We start from the raw sequence: 18,324 nt of genomic DNA on the forward strand, positions 1-18,324 counted from the left end.
GCAAATCAAGCATCTTCTAGGCACTGCGGGTGGCCAATGCCGGCGAAATGCTTGCCGCACGCCAGGCCGGCCCGTACACCGCGATCACGCCCAGCAGCCAGAATATCACCCCGCCCGACACCAGGTATTCGAGCGGCAGGCGCGCCATCTCGAGTTTGCTCACCAGCAGCTGGTTCAGGGCGACCCCGAGCAGCACCCCGCCCACCACGCCGGCGCTGGTGATCATGAAGTTCTCGGTGATGAAGTAGCGCAGGATGTCCACTTTACGAGCGCCGAGGGCGCGGCGCACGCCGATCTGTTTCCTACGCTGGGTGACCCACAGGCTGGCCATGCCGACGATGCCGCTGGCGGTAATCAGGAGCAGCAGCACGCTGACGGTGACCAGCATCCACGACAGCGCCATGTCGGCGCGGTAGCGGTCCTTGCGGTGCTGGTCGAGCGTGGTCGTTTCCAGGATGATCGGCGTCGGCGAGGCCTTGCGCAGTGCGGCCTCGACTTCCCGGATCACGCGCTCGCGCTGGCCTGGCTCGGCGCGCACGGTGTACTTCGCGCCCGCAAAATCCCCATACCTGCGCATTGGCGCGATGCTGGAATACTCGCCGCGCGGCGTGACCTCGGCGTTCTGGGTCTGCAGGCGTTCGACCACGCCCACCACGCGCACTTCGATCGCGTCTTCGCCGGTACCGAAGTACATGTTCTTGCCGGTTGCCGGCACGCCCGGCCACATCTTCTCGGCCAGCGCCTTGGTGACGATCACGTGGTGCGGAAGGTCGTTGGTGTTGGTGTTGACGTCCACGTACTCGCCGGGCAGGAAGTCGCGCCCTTCGACCAGCTTCAGGCCCCAGGTCTTGACCAGTGAATCCGGGGAAAAGTAGAACGAGGAGGGCGCCGTTTCGTCGACCTGCTTGCGGTCGACGGCCACGCTGTTGTTCCAGCCCGATTGCGACAGCGGGATCTGGTTGACGTTGGCGACCGCCACCACGCCGGGCACGGCGCGGATGACTTCCGCTTCGCGCTTTTGCGTGGCCAGCATCTGTTCGGGGCCGCCCGACATCAGGTTGCGTACGTCGATCGAAAAGACGGCGTGTTCATCGGCCACGCCGGTCGGGCGGCTCGAGACATGGCGCCGTTCGCTGACGATGTGCAGCGCGTTGGCGAGGATGGCGAGGCTGAGCGCCACCTGCAGTGCGACCAGGATCGCACCGGTCTTGTTGCGCAGTAGCGCGGACAGGATAGGACGGATTTCCATGATGGATCTCTCTTATTGGGCTTATTGGGACTTGAGCTGGATGGCCGGCGTCACCTGGCAGGCGCGCCAGGTCGGCAGCAGCCCGGCCAGCACGGCGGCCAGCACCGACAGCGCAAAGGTAAAGGCGAGCATCGTCAGATCCATATGGGCGAGCGATGCCACTTCGCTGCTCTGCATGCCGATCAGGGCCAGGGCGCCGAAGGCGAGCACGAGACCGAGCACGCCGCCGGCCAGGCCGACCACCGCGCTCTCGATCAGGAGCTGGCGGAAGATCTCGCGGCGCGAGGCGCCCAGCGCGCGGCGGATGCCGACTTCGGCGGCGCGCACCGAGAATTTCGCCAGCAGCAGGCCGATCGTGTTCACGAGGCACAGCAGCAGGAAGCCGAAGGCCAGCCAGGCCGACAGCCTGGTGTCCTTGTCCACCACTTCGCGCTCCTGCATCCATTCGGTCACGTTGAACAGGCGGTTCGGCGCCGCGCGCTTCATGCGACCGAGTTTGCGCTGCTCGGCGGCGTAACTGTCGATGTAGTTCTGCAGCTGGGCGCGGTCGCCGCTTGAGCCGGTCTCGAACCAGAACTGCAGCCAGGTGCAGTTCGAACGCAGCTTGCCCTCGAATCCCGGATCGGAACGCTCGGAGCAGTTCATGCCGCCGTTGTGGGTGGTCTCGTGGCGGATGGCGCTGCCGAGCGGGATGAAGAATTCCTCGCCGTCGCCGAACTGCTCGCCCCCGACCAGCTTGTAGTAGCGCGGTTTCGGCTCCCACTTGTCGGTGACGCCGACGATCGTAAACGGGAAGCCCATCACGTTGATGCGCTGGCCGACCGGGTTGGCTTCGCCGAACAGTTTTTCGGCGATTGCGCGGCTCAGCACGATGACGTCGGCGCCGCGTTCGTCGTCCTGGGCGCTCCAGGCCTGGCCGCGGACGAAGGGAACGTCGAACATGGCGAAGAAGTCGCGCGTCGGCGCCACCCCCTGTGCCGAGAAGGCCGGCAGGTCCTTGCGCGGCGGCTCGATCGGCGCCGAAATGCCGTACAGGCCGGTGCGGCGCACGCCCTGGCCGCTTTTCAGCAGGTTCATCACGTCCGGGTAGGTGACCTGGTTCTCGCGCAGCTTTTCGGCCGGGTTGTAGTTGTCGACCGGCGCCACGTCGAAGATCGGCACGAACAGGCGGTCGCTCTTCTGTGGGATCGGGTCACCCGACATCATGTGCAGGATGGTCAGCGTCGAGACGCTGGCGGCCACGCCGATGGCCAGCGTCAGCACCATCAGCGCCGTCAGCGCGGGATTGCGGCGCAGGCTGCGCACGCCGAGCTTGAAGTAATAGCTGAACATGGATGCTCCTCAGGCGACGGTGGCGCCGGCGTTGGCGGCCAGGGTCGGGCCCTTGCGCACCAGGTCCGAGACCTGGCCGTCGATGATGTGCACGTTGCGGTGGGTGCGCACGGCCAGTTCCGGATCGTGGGTGACCATCAGGATGGTGGTGCCGGCCGCGTTGATCTCTTCCAGCAGTTCCATCACGCCGCGCGCCATCTGCGTATCGAGGTTACCGGTCGGTTCGTCGGCCAGCAGCAGTTTCGGCGAGCCGGCCAGGGCGCGCGCGATCGCCACGCGCTGCTGCTGGCCGCCCGACAGCTCGGCCGGGAAGTGCTTCATGCGCGAAGCCAGGCCCACCTTGGCCAGCGCGTCCTCGATGCGCTCTTTTCTTTCGGCCGCGTTGTAGCCGCGGTAGCGCAGCGGCACGTCGACGTTGTCGTACAGGCTCAGATCCGGGATCAGGTTGAAACCCTGGAAGATGAAGCCGATCTTCTCGTTGCGCAGGCGCGAGCGGGCGTCGTCGTTCATGCCCTTCACGTTGACGCCGTCGAGCACGTATTCGCCGCTGGTGAACTCTTCGAGCAGGCCGGCGATGTTCAGGAAGCTGGTTTTACCGGAGCCGGAGGGACCGGTGACGGTCACGAATTCGCCCTGGTTGACCTGGATCTCGAAGCCGCGCAGCGCGTGGGTTTCGATCATGTGGGTGCGGTACACCTTGGAGAGGTTGGTCATGCGCAGCATGGGATGTCCTTTCAGGAGGGAGTTTTTATTCAGTTGATCGAAATGCGGGCCGCGTTCTCGAAGGTGTCCGTACCGGCGACGACGACCTTGTCGCCCGGTTTCAGGCCCTTGACGATTTCGACGGCGGAGATGCTGGTCGCGCCCAGCTGGATCGGCGTGCGCACGGCGATGCCGTCCTGGACCACGTAGGCGAAGCGTCCGCCTTCGCTTTCCACGAAGGGGCCGCGCGGCAGCATGAGGACGTTCGGCTTTTCCTCGATCAGGAGGCGCGCCGTGACGCGCTGGCTCTGGCGCAGGCCTTTTGGTTGCTCGCCATCGAAGCGCACGCGCGCCAGCACCTGGTTCTTGACCACTTCCGGCGACAGGGCGACCAGCTTGCCGGTAGCGGTGCCCGACGGCAGGGCGATTTCGGCCGACATGCCGAGTCCCATGTCGGACACGTAGGTTTCCGGGACCTCCAACTCGACTTCCAGGCGCGACAGGTCGACCAGGGTCATCAAGGAGGCATTGGCCGCGACCACCATCCGGTTCTGCACGTTCAGGGTGCCAATAAAACCGTCCACGGGCGCGCGCACGGTCAGCTCGTCGACGCGGCGCTGGGCGTTCGCCATCGACAGGCGGGCGCGCTCCATCTCGTTGGTCTTGGTGCGGATGGCGAGCGCCACGTCGTCGCCTTCCAGGTTGGCCGCCTGCGCCGCGTGCCTGGCGCGGATGCCGGCCGAGTTCAGGGCATCCTTCGCCTTCTGATAATCGATCTTGGCGATGACGCCGACCTGGGCCACGGATTCGTAACGCTCGAGCGTGCGCTGGGCCGACAGGCGGTCGATCTCGGCCACGTCCGCTTCGCGCTGGGCCAGCAGTTTCTGCTTGCGCGAGAGGATCTGCTGGCGCGCGACTTCCGCCTTCAATTGCTCGTAGGTCGACTGTTCGCGTTTCAGGGCGTCGGTCAGGTCGGGCGATTCGAGCACGGCGAGGACGTCGCCCTTTTTGACGGTGTCGCCGGCGGCGACCTTTAAATTGACGGTGGCCGGCGCCGTGGAAAACAGGGTCGGGCTGACGGCGGCGACGACGCGGCCGTTGACGGAGGCGTCGCGCACCAGGGTGCCGCGGCCGACTTCGGCAATGCGCAGGCGGCTGGCGCTGACGGAATGTTCGCTGTCGCGCCAGCCCTGCAGCAGGAAGAAGGAGACGGCGACCAGGGCGATCGCGCCGCCGGCCAGCAGGGCGCGGCGCTTGTTTTTCTGGCCCGGCAGCGGGCTGACGACGGTGTCTTGATGGGATGTATCGCGGATCATGGTGGTTTCGATAACGACGTGAATGCTGGTCGTTATTGCACGATCCGTGCCAACAGCTAAGTTGTTGATTCGATTGGGTGGACACGCGGACGGACGGGTGTCCGGCGTGTCCGAACGGATGCGTCCGTACGTACGCGGACACGGGCGTGTCCGCGTTTTGGCGTGTTCATACACGGCGTGGGCACGGGGCGCCCACCCTACAACGGCACCGGTAGGGTGGGCGCCCCGTGCCCACCGAATTCAACACACCACGAACCTCACTTCTGCGGCTTCTGCTTCTGCCCGTACTTCCCGATGATTTCCCCCTTGCCGATCACGTGCCCCTGCATCGCCTTGAGCAAGGTATCGCGATCGGACCCGAAGGGGACATCGAGCATCGTATCGAGCGCATACACCTGGAAGTGGTAGTGATGCGCCGGTTCGCCCACCGGCGGCTTCGGCCCGTAATAACCCATCGAGCCGCGCGTGTTCCGGCCTTGCAGGACGCCGTCCGGGTCGGACAGGCGCGGCTGCTCCTGCACGCCTTCCGGCACGCTGGTGATGGTGCCCGGGATGTTCCAGGCCAGCCAGTGCACGGTCGGCGTGACCGGCTTCGAATCCGGGTCTTCCATGATGATGGCGTAGGACTTCGCATTGGGCACGGCCTTCCACGACAGCGCCGGCGAGACGCCGTCCGCGTACTCGCTGTATTTCTGGTCCAGCATGCCCTGATGCCTGAAGCTCGGCGAGCTGACCGACACCGAACCTGACGACTGGGTCTCGGCCCGCTTGTTCGCCAGCGGTACGTTGTTGCCCTTGTTCGCCTGTTCCTTCATCGGCCCATCTGGCGGCGTGACAGCAGGGCCGGCCGGGGTGCTGCCCGCGCCCGTGTAGGCGATGCGATAGATGACGCCATTGCCGTCGTCCGCCATCAGCATCGCGCCATCCCTGGCAAAAGCCAGGCCGACCGGACGCGCAATATGGGTCTTGCCGCCATCGGTAAGAAAGCCGGTGACGAAGGGCTCGATACCTTTCGGCTGGCCGTTCTCGAAGCGCACGCGCACGATCTCGTAGCCGGAAGCAGTCTTGCGGTTCCAGGAGCCGCGCATGGTGGCGAAGGCGTCGCCGCGGTATTCGGCCGGGAAGGCACTCTGGTTCGCGAACACGAGCTGCATCGGCGCCGCGTGCGCCGTATAGCCCAGCACCATCGGCGTCGAGCGCTCGCGCCATTGCTGCTTGCTGATCTCGCCGACGGGCGTGCTTTGCGGGTAGATCTCGTTGGCCCCGTACACGTGCGGCCAGCCGTACATCTTGCCGTGCTCGATCTTGTTCAGCTCTTCCTGCTGCTGGTTATCGCCCAGGAAGTCGATGCCGTGGTCCAGGCCCCACAGCTCGCCGGTCTGCGGATGCCAGCCGAAGCCGATGGTGTTACGCAGGCCGCTGGCAAAGATGCTGCGCTTCTTGCCGTCCTTGGAGGCGCGCAGGATGGTCGCGTTTTCCGGATTGCTTTCGTTGCAGGTGTTGCAGGTGCTGCCGACGCTGATGTACAGCATGTCGTCCGGGCCGAAGGCGATCGTGCGGTTCGGATGCTGGCCCGAGTCGGGCAAATCTCCGATCAGCATGTTCAGTTCGCCCAGGCGGCCGTCCGGCTTGATGTCGGCGGCGAACACCTCTTTCACCGTGATCAAATAAAGCTTGTTGTCGCGGATCGCCAGGCCGTGGGCGCCGGCGCGGTTCGCCACCGTCACGGCGGGCCCGTCGGCGCGGCCGTCGCCGTTGGCGTCGCGCAGCAGCAGGACGTCGCCCTGGTCGCGCCGCGACAGGTAGACGTCGCCGTTCGGTGCCACCGCGATGATGCGCGCGTTCTTCAGGCCGGTCGCGAAGGGCGTCACCGTGAAGCCGGCGGGCGCCTTGATGCCGCGCATGCGCTCGGGCGTGGCCTCCACCTTGTTCGGCTTGAAGATATTGTTGTCGAGGGAGACCTGGGTGCCATCGCCTTGCTGGGCATAAGCACCGCTTACCGCCATGGCCAGCAGGGAGGCTGCGAACGCGCGTTTCATCGGATGATCCTTTCCAGTCGATTCAATGCTGTGAGTGTCGGTCGATCGTGCCAGAGCGGCGCCCGGCGGTATGTTGGAGAACGAACATTGAAGGATGGATAACGGTTCAAAGCCGGAACAGGAGCTGCGGCACGAGATTCAGGCGCCCTCTGCAGAAATAAGCAAAACGCGAGACAATACGGGATTCCATTTTCGACTGTTATTTCTCGACAATGTCCACTTCCACTACGCTTTCCGCGGCGCCGCGCGCCGACATCAACCTGAAGCCGCTCGGCGTCGCGCTCCTGCTGATCCTGCTCGGCACCTGGTATCTCGGGCAGAACGTCAGCGCCAAGCTGGCGTCCCTGTTCGTGGTCGGCTCGCTGCTTGGCATGGCGCTGTACCACGCCGCCTTCGGTTTTACCTCGGCCTGGCGCGTCTTCATCGCCGACGGCCGCGGCGCCGGCCTGCGCGCGCAGATGCTGATGCTGGCCGTCGGCGTCGCGCTGTTCTTCCCGGCGCTGGCCAACGGCACCCTGTTCGGCAACCCGGTCACGGGCCTGGTCTCTCCGGCCGGCACCTCGGTGATCGTCGGCGCTTTCATCTTCGGCATCGGCATGCAGCTGGGCGGCGGCTGCGCCTCCGGCACCCTGTACACGGTCGGCGGCGGCAGCACGCGCATGCTGGTCACGCTGTTCTTCTTCATCGTGGGTTCCGTGGTCGCCACCGCCTACATGCCGTTCTGGACTTCGCTGCCGCAGCTGGCGCCGATCTCGCTCGTCAAGACCCTGGGTACCGGGCCGGCGCTGCTGCTCAACTGGGCCGTGTTCGCCCTGATCGCCTTTATTACCGTCGTGGTCGAGAAGCGTCGCCATGGCCGCATCGTCGTCTCGCCGGTGAAATCGACCGGACGCGCGACCTGGCTGCACGGTCCCTGGCCGCTGGTGGCCGGCGCGCTGGCGCTGGTGCTGCTGAATTTCGCGACGCTGGCGCTGTCGGGCCGGCCCTGGGGCGTGACCTCGGCCTTTGCCCTGTGGGGCGCCAAGGGCGCGGCGCTGCTCGGCATCGATACCCCGAGCTGGGCCTACTGGTCGACCAAGGCGAATGCCGCCGCGCTGGCCGCGCCGGTGACGCAGGACGTGACCTCGATGATGGACATCGGCATCGTGCTCGGCGCGATGGCTGCCGCCGCCCTGGCCGGCCGCTATGCGCCGGTCTGGAAGCTGCCGCTGCGCTCCCTGGTCGCGGCCATGGTGGGCGGCCTGATGCTGGGCTTCGGCGCCCGCCTCGCCTACGGCTGCAACATCGGCGCCTACTTCAGCGGCATCGTCTCGGGCAGCCTGCACGGCTGGCTGTGGCTGATTGCCGCGTTTGCAGGCAACGTCTTCGGCACCCGCCTGCGTCCCTTGTTCGGGCTCGAAGTCGAACGCGTGAAGCCGAGCGCTTGCTAAGCCTTGTTGAAATGCTCGACCAGGAAGTCGATAAAGGCGCGCGCGCGTAGCGTCTGGTTGCGCTGGCTCGGGTAGTAGACGAACAAGTCGGCGTCGGGCAGGGAGAATTCGGGCAGCACGATTTTCAGCCTGCCGCTGTCGAGGTAGCGGGCCAGGTCCCATTCCGAGCGGATCAGGATGCCATGGCCGTCCAGCGCCCAGCCGAGCACGATGTCGCCGTCGTTACTGGACACCATGCCGTGCACCTTGACGATTTCGGTCTCTTCCCCGTGCGTGAAGCGCCAGATGCCGTAGGCGTCGTCGTTCTGGCGGTGGATGATGCAGCGGTGGCTGGCGAGATCGGCCAGCGTGCGCGGCGTGCCGTGACGCGCCAGGTAGGCCGGCGAGGCGGCCAGGTAGCGCCGGTTCGACATGATGCGCCGCGCATTCAATCGCTTGTCGGGCAGGGCACCGAAGCGGATGGCGAGATCGAAGCCGCTTTCGACCAGGTCGATCGGGCGGTCGGTCACCTCCATTTGCACTTCCACCTCCGGGTAGCGCCGGGCGAAGCTCGACACCAGCGGCGCGATCGTGGTGCGCCCGAATCCGAGGGTCGCGTTCACGCGCAGCAGGCCGCGCGGCGTGCCGCGTCCCTGCGACACCTCGTCTTCCATTTCCGTGATCTCGGCCAGGATGCGCGTCGCATGGCGCAGATAGGTCTCGCCTTCGCTGGTGAGGCTGACGCTGCGCGTGGTGCGGTTCAGCAGGCGCACCCCCAAACGGCTTTCCAGCGCCGCCAGCCGCTTGGTGGCCGCGGGTGGCGTCAGGTCCAGCGCGCGCGCCGCGGCGGCCAGGCTGCCGTGGCGGGCGACGAGCACGAAGAAACGCATGTCCGAAGTCGGCTCAGTATTCACTTGGGTTCAATTCATAATTAAATTGAGGGAAATTATAGGCGCATCCTTGACGCTTAAGCTACGGCTTTCGAACAAGGAGTCCGCCATGAGAATCGTAGAAATCCGGGAACAGACGCTGCCCATCAGCTCGCCGATCCGCAACGCCTACATCGACTTCAGCAAGATGACGCTGAGCCTGGTCGCCGTGATCACCGACGTGATACGTGACGGCAAGCCGGTGGTCGGCTACGGCTTCAATTCGAATGGCCGCTACGGCCAGGGCAAGCTGATGCGCGAACGTTTTATTCCACGCATCCTGGAAGCCGATCCCGCTTCGTTGATCGACGATGCCGGCACCAACCTCGATCCCCATAAAATCTGGAACTGCATGTTCACCAACGAGAAGCCGGGCGGCCACGGCGAGCGCTCGGTGGCGATCGGCACCATCGACATGGCGGTCTGGGATGCAGTGGCGAAAATCGAAGGCAAACCCCTGTTCCAGCTGCTGGCCGACCGCTACGGCAACGGCCAGGCGGATCGCAAGATCTTCGTCTACGCCGCTGGCGGCTACTACTATCCGGGCCAGGACCACGGCAAGCTGAAGGACGAGATGCGCAGCTACATCGACCGCGGCTACGCGGTGGTCAAGAAGAAGATCGGCGGCGCCTCGCTGGACGAAGACCTGCGCCGCATCGACAGCATCCTGTCCGTGCTGCAGGACGGCCAGAAGCTGGCGGTGGACGCCAACGGCCGCTTCGACCTCGATACCGCTATTCGCTATGCGAAAGCGCTGTCGCAGTACGACCTGTTCTGGTACGAGGAAGCCGGCGACCCGCTCGATTTCGAGCTGCAGGCCACGCTGCGCAACTACTATAAAAATCCGATGGCGACCGGCGAGAACCTGTTCTCGATGCAGGACGCGCGCAACCTGATCCGCTACGGCGGCATGCGCGCCGACCGCGACTGGCTGCAGTTCGACTGCGCGCTCTCGTACGGCCTGGTCGAGTACCTGCGCACGCTCGACATGCTGCGCGAGCACGGCTGGTCGCCGAGCCGCTGCATTCCGCACGGCGGCCACCAGATGTCGCTGAACATCGCGGCCGGCCTGGGCCTGGGCGGCAACGAGTCCTATCCGGACCTGTTCCAGCCTTTCGGCGGCTTCCCGGACGGCGTGAAAGTCGAGAACGGTTTCATTACCATGCCGGACCTGCCGGGCATCGGCTTCGAGGGCAAGGCGGATTTGTACGCGGAGATGCAGAAGCTGTCGGCTTGAACGGTCAACGTGTTAAAAGCCCGGGACGGCGCTCCGTCCCGGGCTTTTTGTTAACGCCGGACGCTGCGCCGCCTCGACAGCGCCGCCGCAGCGAGGCCGCCCAGCAACAGCAACATCGACGCCGGTTCCGGCACCTCGTTCGCATCGCCGATGGTGAGCAGCACGTTGTCGACGCCGAACTGGAACAGGTTGACGTTGTCGACCTCGGCGAAGCGCAGGCGCAGGCTCTGGTTCAGGTTGGCGTTGAGCAGGGCCGTGATGTCGACCTCGACGTGGTTGTAGCCCGACACCAGCGGGTCGCCGGGCAGCGTGGCGAACAGGTTCAGCAGCACGTCCGATGCCGCCAGGCTGAACGGATCGCTGCCGCCGAGCAGCAGGTCGACCCGTGCCTGCTGGTTCAGCGCCGGCGTGGCGAAGTCGAGCGAGAGCGGATCGGGCACCGAGAAGGCTTCGGCGCGGTTGCCGATGAACAGGTCGAAGCTCAGCCGCGCCGATCCGACCGCCGTGCTCTGCATGAAGTCCTGGTAAAGCAGGTGGCTGCCCGGCCCTTCCGCATCCGTCATCGCTGCATTGCTGCCGCTCGGTGCGGGAACGGCCGTACCGGTGACGGGGCTGCTGGTGCCCGACTGCAGCATGAAGCCGCCGTCGCTGCCGACCTGGTTGACAACGGTCCAGTTGCTCATGCCCGCTTCGAAGTCACCATTGAGGATGGGTTCGGCATGCAGCGGCAGGGCGATCAGCGCGAGCACGGCGGCCGCGCCCGCGGTCAGTTTCTTGAACGATGTGCTCATCATTTCCTCCTGAGGGTGGCCGTTGCGCGGCTGATGCGGTAGACGACGCCGTCGGTGATCGAGACGACGTACAGGTTGCCATCCGGTCCCTGCTCGATGGATGGGGTGACGCCGAAGCCGCGGCCGATCAGCAGCGATTCGCTTTCGGTCGGCTCGAACTTGGTCAGGTTGTCGGCCACCTTGTCGGCCAGGCGCGGATCGGCGCTGGTGTCCACGGACAGCCGGTCGGCGGTCAAGCGCAGCCGGTACAGGCTGCCGCCGGTAGGCCCGGTCGGCGCGAAGGGACGCGAAGAACCCATCCATAAGGTGCCGTCGTACTCGGCGCCGAGCGCGCCGCCCTGGACGAAAGCGGTGCCCGAGGGGCCGACTTCGTAGCGCCAGCTGAAGGCAGGATCGACATAGGTCGCGCCGGGCAGCATGAACATGCGCGAGCGCGCCAGGCTGGCCGTGTAGGCGATGCGAGTGGGCGGATAGCGCACCTGCTGCAGCGAGCTGCCGAATTCCGTCGTCTCGATCTGCTTGAACTGGGCCATGCGGCTTTGCGGTCCCATGATCTGGATCCAGCCGCCGTTCATGCCGGGTATTATCCGGTTGAGCTCACTGAAGGCGTCGTCCGCGTTTTCCGTCAGCCAGAGGAAGCCGCCGCGCGGGTCGAAGGCCATGCCGAAGCCGTTGCGGTGGCCGTAGCTGAACACCTTCTGGATGCCCGTGCCGACTTCGCCGCCGATCACCGCGCCGGCGCCGAAGAAGGGGTTGCTGGACGGCGTGGTGCCGTCGTCGTTCAGGCGCATGACGACGCCGGACAGGTGGGCGCTGTCGGGCGCCGGTCCGCCGAAGGTGTCGTCGACGAAGGGCGCGGTGAGGAAGGGACCGTTCGGCAGGTTCTGCATGCGGCTGCGGCGACCCAGGTCGCCGGTGAAGACGTACAGCTTGCCGTCGGGGCCGAAGCGCATCGGGCCGCCGTTGTGGTTGCCGTTCTCGCGTGGATTGACGGCGCTCTCGTGGCCCGGGACGGGGATGTTGTCGGTCTGGCGCGCGCGCAGGCGCAGGGTTTTGAAATTCGGGTCCATGACCAGCGTGCTGCCGTTCCAGATGAAGCGGTCGACCCGGTTGCCCAGCAGCGGCACCTGGCTGATGTCGGTCGTGTCGGCTCCCGTTGAACTCTCGGTCCAGCGCACGTAGACGAAGGGCAGGGCCGGGAAGTTCGGGTGCAGTGCGATGCTCAGCAGGCCGCGCTCGGACGCGGAGTTGACCGCCAGGTCGAGCACGGGAGTGGGCTGGATCACGCCGTTGATCGCCCGCTTGATCTGGCCGCTCGCTTTCTCCAGGATGAAGGCGTCGTTCTGCCCGATGAAGGCGATCCCGATCGGCTGGACCAGGCCGGCGCCCGCACCGATGAAGGTCGTCACCTGCAGGTTCGGATCGAGCATCTGGACCGGAATCGAATCGGCCGCCGCGAAGGGCGCAACCATGGTGAGCAGTGCCGACGCGGTGAGTGTGAGCACCCTTCGTCCTGCCATTCTTTCAGCGCATGTCATTGACATCATGTTCCCCCAATCTGCCGGTCCCGTCCTGGGCCAGGCAGTGCTGTTTTGAAGAGGTAGCCGCAACTAATGCGCTGAGTCCGCATCGATGGCGGCCGCTTTGTGTAGCGGGTGAACGCGACGCATAAAATATGCCAATTGCATGAGCCTGCTATGAGGCGTCAATACAGCAGCGCGTCGAAGGCTGTGCCGGACGAGCGGTATGTAAAAAAGATCGACAAATGGTATGGATGAGCTGGCGCCAGGACGCCGGAACCTGCCGGAAACAGCTTTATTTGCGCGGCAAGGGCGTGCCCTTGTCGATCACCTCGCGGCAGTCGCCGCGCATGCGCGCGTTGTCGTAGTCGGTCCAGCCATAGCTGTCGACATAGCGCTTATGGGGCTTCAGCCGGTTGCTGGCGATGCTGCGATCGAGGCTGTCGCCCGGATAGCGGATGTCGCCGAGGTCGACCAGCGTATGAAACACGTTCTCGGTGGAGAGGCGTGCCGCCCGGTGCTGGCGTAACTGGACGACCTTGTCCGGAAAGCGGCTTGCATACGCATCCGAATACCAGGCGAAGGCGGGCACGTGGAACTCGTACTGGTTGTTATGGCCGTGGAAAACCTGGCGGCAGGCGCCGTCGTACAGTGTCTGGCCGTGGTCGGCCACGTACATCAGGGCCGCCGCCTTGTCGCTGGTCTTCAGCTCGCCGATCAGCTGGGCCAGGAACCAGTCGGTGTACAGGATCGAATTGTCGTAGCTGTTGTTGAGCCGGGGCGCGATGGCGCGGTCGGTCACGACGGGTTTGTCGACGCCGCGCAGCGAGGGCTGCCACTGGTCGAAGCGGGCCGGATAGCGCTGCGCGTAGTTCCAGTGGCTGCCCAGCGTGTGCAGCACGATCAGCTTTTTCGGTGCCGGGTCGCGCAGCGCGCGCCCGACGGGGCCGAGCAGCACCTCGTCGTAGTTCGAATTGTCGCGGAAACCGCCCAGGTTCAGGAATTCGACCTCGTCCGCCTCCTTGGCGAACACGGACACCGGGGTGTCGAACTTGCCGAACGAAACCTGGTTCGACAGCCACCAGGTTTTATAGCCGGCTTCCTTGAACGCCGTGACGAAGGATTTTTCCGTAAAACCGTCTTTCAGGCTTTGCATCGCGGGTTTGCGCGAAATGATCACGGGAATCGACAGGCGCGTAGCCGAGACCGAGGTGATCAGGTCCCGCAGCGGCACCAGGTTCGCTTCCTGCGCCAGCAGAGGATTGGTCGGGCGCGCATAGCCGTTCAGGCTCCAGCGGTCGTAGCGCGACGATTCGCCCAGCACCATCACGACGACGTCCGGCGCGTTTGCCGGGTCGGCCTGGCGCGCGTTGAAGCGGAAGGCGGCGCTGCGCCGGCGCAGGTCGGCGAGATACACGCGCTCCTTGTAGAAATCGAGCCCGCGCGCCACCACGCCGAAGGGCCAGGACTGGGCAAACGCCTTGATCTCGAACGGCGGCGCGGCCCAGGACGGCAGGCGCGGCAAGGACGAAGCAGACGCGGATGCACTGGCCGGCCCCGTCTTCTGGTCATAGATGAGCAGCGCGGCGGCGAGCGCCAGCACGCCCAGCACCAGCGGGCGCGAGCGGTCGTTCCAGTCGAGGTCGCGTGTGGCGAGCGCGGCGCGGTAGGTCGCGGCCCACCAGGCGATCACGCCCGCCATGACCCCCAGCAGCAGCCAGACGCGCGCGCCCAGGTATTCCTGCGCCTCCAGCGGACTGGTTTCGGCCATGATGCCGAGATGGTGCGTCGAGATGCCCTGGCCATAGTAGAGATACAGGTAGAGCTCGGCCGGCAGCGCGACGAAGGCCGGCAGCAGCAGCCAGTGGAACCAGGCCGGGCGCTTGAACAGGGCCCAGGCGGCGATCCAGGCGATCACGGCCATGCCGGCCAGCTGGGCCGGACGTAGCACCGGCAGGCCCAGCGTCAGCGGGAAGAAGGGCACCAGCGACAACACCAGGTAAGTGAGCACGAGGACCAGGTTGGCGGGGCGCAGCAGGATTCGCATCAGTCGAAAGGGGAGGGGATGGACCGGTATTATCCGGCCTTTATTGCTGGAAATGCTATCGAGCGTGCGAGCGGATGGTTTGCTGTGTGTGTCAGGACTACCACAGCCATATGCGGCTTCGGCCCCGGTCCTGCCCGTTAAATCAGCAAATCGGTTGACCGCGGTTTGCGAGAAGTCTATACTCGCGAGTTCTCGATTTATTCTGCACATCGTATACGCATTCGCAGCCGCTCCTTCGGTGAGTGGCTTTCGGCGCCTGCGCTGTGAGAAGTTCGGGACTAGGTTTCAGTCCCCGGGCCGTGATGTCCGGGTCATCAACTGTAGTACTTTGTTGGATTAGGAACGATGCCAACCATCAATCAACTGATTCGCAAGCCGCGCGTTGCCGCGGTTGTGAAGAGCAAGTCGCCGGCACTTGAAAACTGCCCGCAAAAGCGCGGCGTGTGCACCCGTGTGTACACCACCACGCCTAAGAAGCCTAACTCGGCACTGCGTAAGGTCGCCAAAGTGCGTCTGACCAACGGTTTCGAAGTCATTTCGTACATCGGCGGTGAAGGCCACAACCTGCAGGAACACTCGGTCGTGCTGCTGCGCGGCGGTCGTGTGAAAGACTTGCCAGGTGTGCGTTACCACATGGTCCGCGGCGCACTGGATACCCAGGGCGTGAAAGACCGTAAGCAAGCTCGCTCGAAGTACGGTGCGAAGCGTGCCAAGGCCGGCGCCAAGAAGTAATCCTGCGGTCTCGTCATATCGAGGTCACATTTAAAAGTTAAGTTGAGCCGGCCGGAAGGCCGAGTAAGTGAAAGATCATGAGGGTCTTTCGCGAGTGCTGAAACAGCACTCAACTGAAGATAGGAAGGAATTGAAATGCCACGTCGTCGTGAAGTACCCAAGCGCGAGATCCTGCCGGATCCAAAATTCGGCAACACCGATGTCGCCAAGTTCGTCAACGTTCTGATGCTGTCCGGCAAGAAGTCGGTCGCTGAAAACATCATCTACGGTGCGTTTGAACATATCCAGTCGAAATCGGGCAAGGACCCGCTGGAAGTGTTCGCGGCCGCGATCAACAACTGCAAGCCACTGGTCGAGGTGAAATCCCGCCGTGTTGGCGGCGCCAACTACCAGGTGCCAGTGGAAGTTCGTCCGGTCCGTCGTATGGCGCTGTCCATGCGTTGGTTGCGCGAAGCCGCAAACAAGCGCAGCGAAAAATCCATGCCACAACGCCTCGGCGGTGAACTGATGGAAGCGGCTGAAATGCGCGGTGGCGCAATGAAGCGTCGTGACGAAGTGCACCGTATGGCTGAAGCGAACAAGGCGTTCTCGCACTTCCGCTTCTAAGCACTTAGCAGTATCTGTTGTTCAGGCCGGGCGCGTTTTGTTTCTCAAAATGTTGCCCGGTTTTGTCCATTCAAAGATTTAGGAAAAATTATGGCACGCACTACCCCCATTGAGCGCTACCGCAACATCGGTATCTCCGCTCACATCGACGCCGGTAAGACGACGACGACCGAGCGCATCCTGTTCTACACGGGTGTGAACCACAAGATCGGTGAAGTGCACGACGGCGCCGCTACCATGGACTGGATGGAGCAGGAGCAGGAACGCGGCATTACCATTACCTCGGCAGCGACGACCTGCTTCTGGAAGGGTATGGCCAACAACTTCGAGCCGCACCGCTTCAACATCATCGATACCCCGGGCCACGTCGACTTCACCATCGAGGTGGAACGTTCGATGCGCGTCCTGGACGGCGCCTGCATGGTTTACTGCGCAGTCGGCGGCGTGCAGCCACAGTCGGAAACCGTGTGGCGTCAGGCTAACAAGTACAAAGTCCCGCGTCTGGCATTCGTCAACAAGATGGACCGTACCGGTGCGAACTTCTTCAAGGTGTACGAGCAGATGCGCGCTCGCCTGAAGGCCAACCCGATTCCGCTGCAGATCCCGATCGGCGCCGAAGACAACTTCAAGGGCGTGGTCGACCTGGTCAAGATGAAGGCCATCCTGTGGGATGACGCATCGCAGGGCATGAAGTTCGACTACGTCGACGTGCCGGCCGAGCTGCTGGATCAAGCCAACGAATGGCGCGAGAAGCTGGTCGAAACCGCCGCGGAAGCGTCGGAAGACCTGATGAACAAGTACCTCGAAGAGGGCGAGCTGTCGGAAGCCGACATCAAGAAGGCACTGCGTGATCGTACCATCGCCGGCGAAATCGTCCCGATGATGTGCGGTACCGCCTTCAAGAACAAAGGCGTTCAGGCAATGCTGGATGCGGTCATCGAATACCTGCCATCGCCAGTGGACATCCCACCGGTCGGCGGTACCGACGAAGACGACCAGCCGGTCACCCGTAAGGCCGACGACAACGAGAAATTCGCTGCGCTGGCATTCAAGATCATGACCGACCCGTTCGTCGGCCAGCTGATCTTCTTCCGCGTGTACTCGGGCGTCATCAATTCGGGCGACACCGTCTACAACCCGATCAAGGGCAAGAAGGAACGCGTCGGTCGTATTCTGCAGATGCACGCGAACCAGCGCGAAGAAATCAAGGAAGTCCGTGCAGGCGACATCGCCGCTGCGGTCGGCCTGAAAGAAGCGACCACGGGCGAAACCCTGTGCGATCCTTCGGCACCGATCATCCTGGAAAAGATGGTCTTCCCTGAGCCGGTCATTCAGCAGGCTGTCGAGCCGAAGACCAAGGCCGACCAGGAAAAGATGGGCCTGGCCCTGAACCGCCTGGCACAGGAAGATCCGTCGTTCCGCGTGCGTACCGACGAAGAATCGGGCCAGACCATCATCGGTGGTATGGGCGAGCTGCACCTGGAAATTATCGTTGACCGCATGAAGCGCGAATTCAACGTGGAAGCAACCGTCGGCAAGCCACAGGTTGCATACCGCGAAACGATCCGCAAGGCAGTCACCGACGTCGAAGGCAAGTTCGTCAAGCAGTCGGGCGGCCGCGGCCAGTACGGTCACGCAGTCCTGACCATCGAGCCGCAAGAGCCAGGCAAGGGCTTCGAGTTCGTCGACGCCATCAAGGGCGGTGTGATTCCTCGCGAATACATCCCTGCGGTCGAGAAGGGTGTTCGCGAAACCCTGACCTCGGGCGTGCTGGCTGGCTACCCGGTCGTTGACGTGAAAGTCACCGTGACCTTCGGTTCGTACCACGACGTCGACTCGAACGAGAACGCGTTCCGTATGGCCGGTTCGATGGCATTCAAGGACGGCTGCCGCAAGGCGAACCCGGTCATCCTCGAGCCGATGATGGCCGTGGAAGTGGAAACGCCGGAAGACTACGCCGGTTCCGTGATGGGCGACCTGTCGTCCCGCCGCGGCATGGTGCAGGGCATGGACGAGATCCCAGGCGGCGGTGGCAAGATCATCAAAGCCGAAGTGCCTCTGTCGGAAATGTTTGGTTACTCGACCTCGCTGCGTTCGGCGACCCAGGGCCGTGCAACCTACACGATGGAATTCAAGCACTACTCGGAAGCGCCTAAGCACGTGATCGACGCAATCGTCACCGCTAAGTCGAAGTAATAGAAATTAGCAGTACGTCCTGCCGCCGGCCTCCGGGGCGTCGGCAGGATAAAAAACAAAACTAAATAAATCGTTCTTTTAAAGGAAGATCAAAATGGCAAAAGGTAAATTCGAACGGACCAAGCCGCACGTCAACGTCGGCACCATCGGTCACGTTGACCACGGCAAAACCACCCTGACGGCTGCAATCGCAACCGTTCTGTCGAAGAAGTTCGGCGG

Annotated in this window: 15 protein-coding genes; 6 read left to right on the forward strand and 9 right to left on the reverse strand. The window is 64.1% G+C overall.

The genetic code is table 11. The features are described 5' to 3' along the window. Positions 1-16: 16 nt before the first annotated feature. From C2862_RS19755 to C2862_RS19775, 5 genes are all read right to left on the reverse strand, one after another. A complete protein-coding gene (locus C2862_RS19755) occupies positions 17-1,249 on the reverse strand; it encodes an ABC transporter permease (RefSeq protein ID WP_136221854.1) in 1,233 nt (410 codons plus the stop codon). A 21-nt stretch (positions 1,250-1,270) separates the two neighbouring features. Then, positions 1,271-2,581 carry an ABC transporter permease gene (locus C2862_RS19760; protein WP_136221855.1) on the reverse strand — a complete coding sequence of 437 codons (1,311 nt, stop codon included), beginning with the start codon at positions 2,579-2,581 and terminating at the stop codon, positions 1,271-1,273. A 9-nt stretch (positions 2,582-2,590) separates the two neighbouring features. Beyond that, positions 2,591-3,304: an ABC transporter ATP-binding protein gene (locus C2862_RS19765; protein WP_136221856.1), complete on the reverse strand. Its 714-nt coding sequence runs from the start codon at positions 3,302-3,304 to the stop codon at positions 2,591-2,593. 29 nt (positions 3,305-3,333) lie between these two features. Beyond that, on the reverse strand, positions 3,334-4,599 hold the full coding sequence (locus tag C2862_RS19770; protein ID WP_136221857.1) for an efflux RND transporter periplasmic adaptor subunit: 1,266 nt from the start codon (positions 4,597-4,599) through the stop codon (positions 3,334-3,336). Between the two features lie 257 nt (positions 4,600-4,856). Next, on the reverse strand, positions 4,857-6,638 hold the full coding sequence (locus tag C2862_RS19775) for a YbhB/YbcL family Raf kinase inhibitor-like protein (RefSeq protein WP_136221858.1): 1,782 nt from the start codon (positions 6,636-6,638) through the stop codon (positions 4,857-4,859). Between the two features lie 212 nt (positions 6,639-6,850). On the opposite strand from C2862_RS19775, the gene C2862_RS19780 reads away from it, so the two are divergent. Next, complete coding sequence (locus tag C2862_RS19780; RefSeq protein WP_136221859.1) at positions 6,851-8,068, forward strand: YeeE/YedE family protein; 1,218 nt, start codon at positions 6,851-6,853, stop codon at positions 8,066-8,068. Here the strand turns inward: C2862_RS19780 and C2862_RS19785 are convergent. After that, on the reverse strand, positions 8,065-8,937 hold the full coding sequence (locus tag C2862_RS19785) for a LysR substrate-binding domain-containing protein (protein ID WP_373888266.1): 873 nt from the start codon (positions 8,935-8,937) through the stop codon (positions 8,065-8,067). The two genes, C2862_RS19780 and C2862_RS19785, sit on opposite strands and share 4 nt — an antisense overlap. A 109-nt stretch (positions 8,938-9,046) precedes the next feature. On the opposite strand from C2862_RS19785, the gene C2862_RS19790 reads away from it, so the two are divergent. Beyond that, a complete protein-coding gene (locus C2862_RS19790; protein WP_136221861.1) occupies positions 9,047-10,213 on the forward strand; it encodes a mandelate racemase/muconate lactonizing enzyme family protein in 1,167 nt (388 codons plus the stop codon). A 50-nt stretch (positions 10,214-10,263) separates the two neighbouring features. Here the strand turns inward: C2862_RS19790 and C2862_RS19795 are convergent, their stop codons facing one another. The 3 genes from C2862_RS19795 to C2862_RS19805 all read right to left on the reverse strand — a co-directional run bounded on the left by C2862_RS19795 (position 10,264) and on the right by C2862_RS19805 (position 14,571). Then, positions 10,264-11,004 (reverse strand): VPLPA-CTERM sorting domain-containing protein, encoded by a 741-nt coding sequence (locus C2862_RS19795; protein ID WP_168710115.1) that lies wholly within the window; start codon positions 11,002-11,004, stop codon positions 10,264-10,266. Next, positions 11,004-12,509: a sorbosone dehydrogenase family protein gene (locus C2862_RS19800; protein ID WP_168710116.1), complete on the reverse strand. Its 1,506-nt coding sequence runs from the start codon at positions 12,507-12,509 to the stop codon at positions 11,004-11,006. Before C2862_RS19800 ends, C2862_RS19795 begins: the two co-directional genes overlap by 1 nt. A 310-nt stretch (positions 12,510-12,819) precedes the next feature. Continuing rightward, complete coding sequence (locus tag C2862_RS19805; protein WP_136221864.1) at positions 12,820-14,571, reverse strand: phosphoethanolamine transferase; 1,752 nt, start codon at positions 14,569-14,571, stop codon at positions 12,820-12,822. Between the two features lie 345 nt (positions 14,572-14,916). Here C2862_RS19805 and rpsL point away from each other — a divergent pair, with 345 nt between their 5' ends. The 4 genes from rpsL to C2862_RS19825 all read left to right on the forward strand — a co-directional run. Beyond that, positions 14,917-15,303 carry a 30S ribosomal protein S12 gene (rpsL, locus tag C2862_RS19810; RefSeq protein WP_056336781.1) on the forward strand — a complete coding sequence of 129 codons (387 nt, stop codon included), beginning with the start codon at positions 14,917-14,919 and terminating at the stop codon, positions 15,301-15,303. A 135-nt stretch (positions 15,304-15,438) separates the two neighbouring features. After that, a complete protein-coding gene (gene rpsG, locus C2862_RS19815) occupies positions 15,439-15,909 on the forward strand; it encodes a 30S ribosomal protein S7 (protein WP_136221865.1) in 471 nt (156 codons plus the stop codon). A gap of 90 nt (positions 15,910-15,999) precedes the next feature. Further along, entirely contained in the window at positions 16,000-18,105 is a 2,106-nt protein-coding gene (gene fusA, locus C2862_RS19820) for an elongation factor G (RefSeq protein WP_136221866.1), read from the forward strand. Between the two features lie 94 nt (positions 18,106-18,199). Then, positions 18,200-18,324: GTP-binding protein (locus tag C2862_RS19825; RefSeq protein ID WP_229427325.1), on the forward strand; the 125-nt coding region annotated here is incomplete at its 3' end.

The sequence above is a fragment of the Massilia sp. Mn16-1_5 genome (genome assembly GCF_004798585.1).
In the GTDB taxonomy this organism is placed as follows: domain Bacteria; phylum Pseudomonadota; class Gammaproteobacteria; order Burkholderiales; family Burkholderiaceae_D; genus Telluria.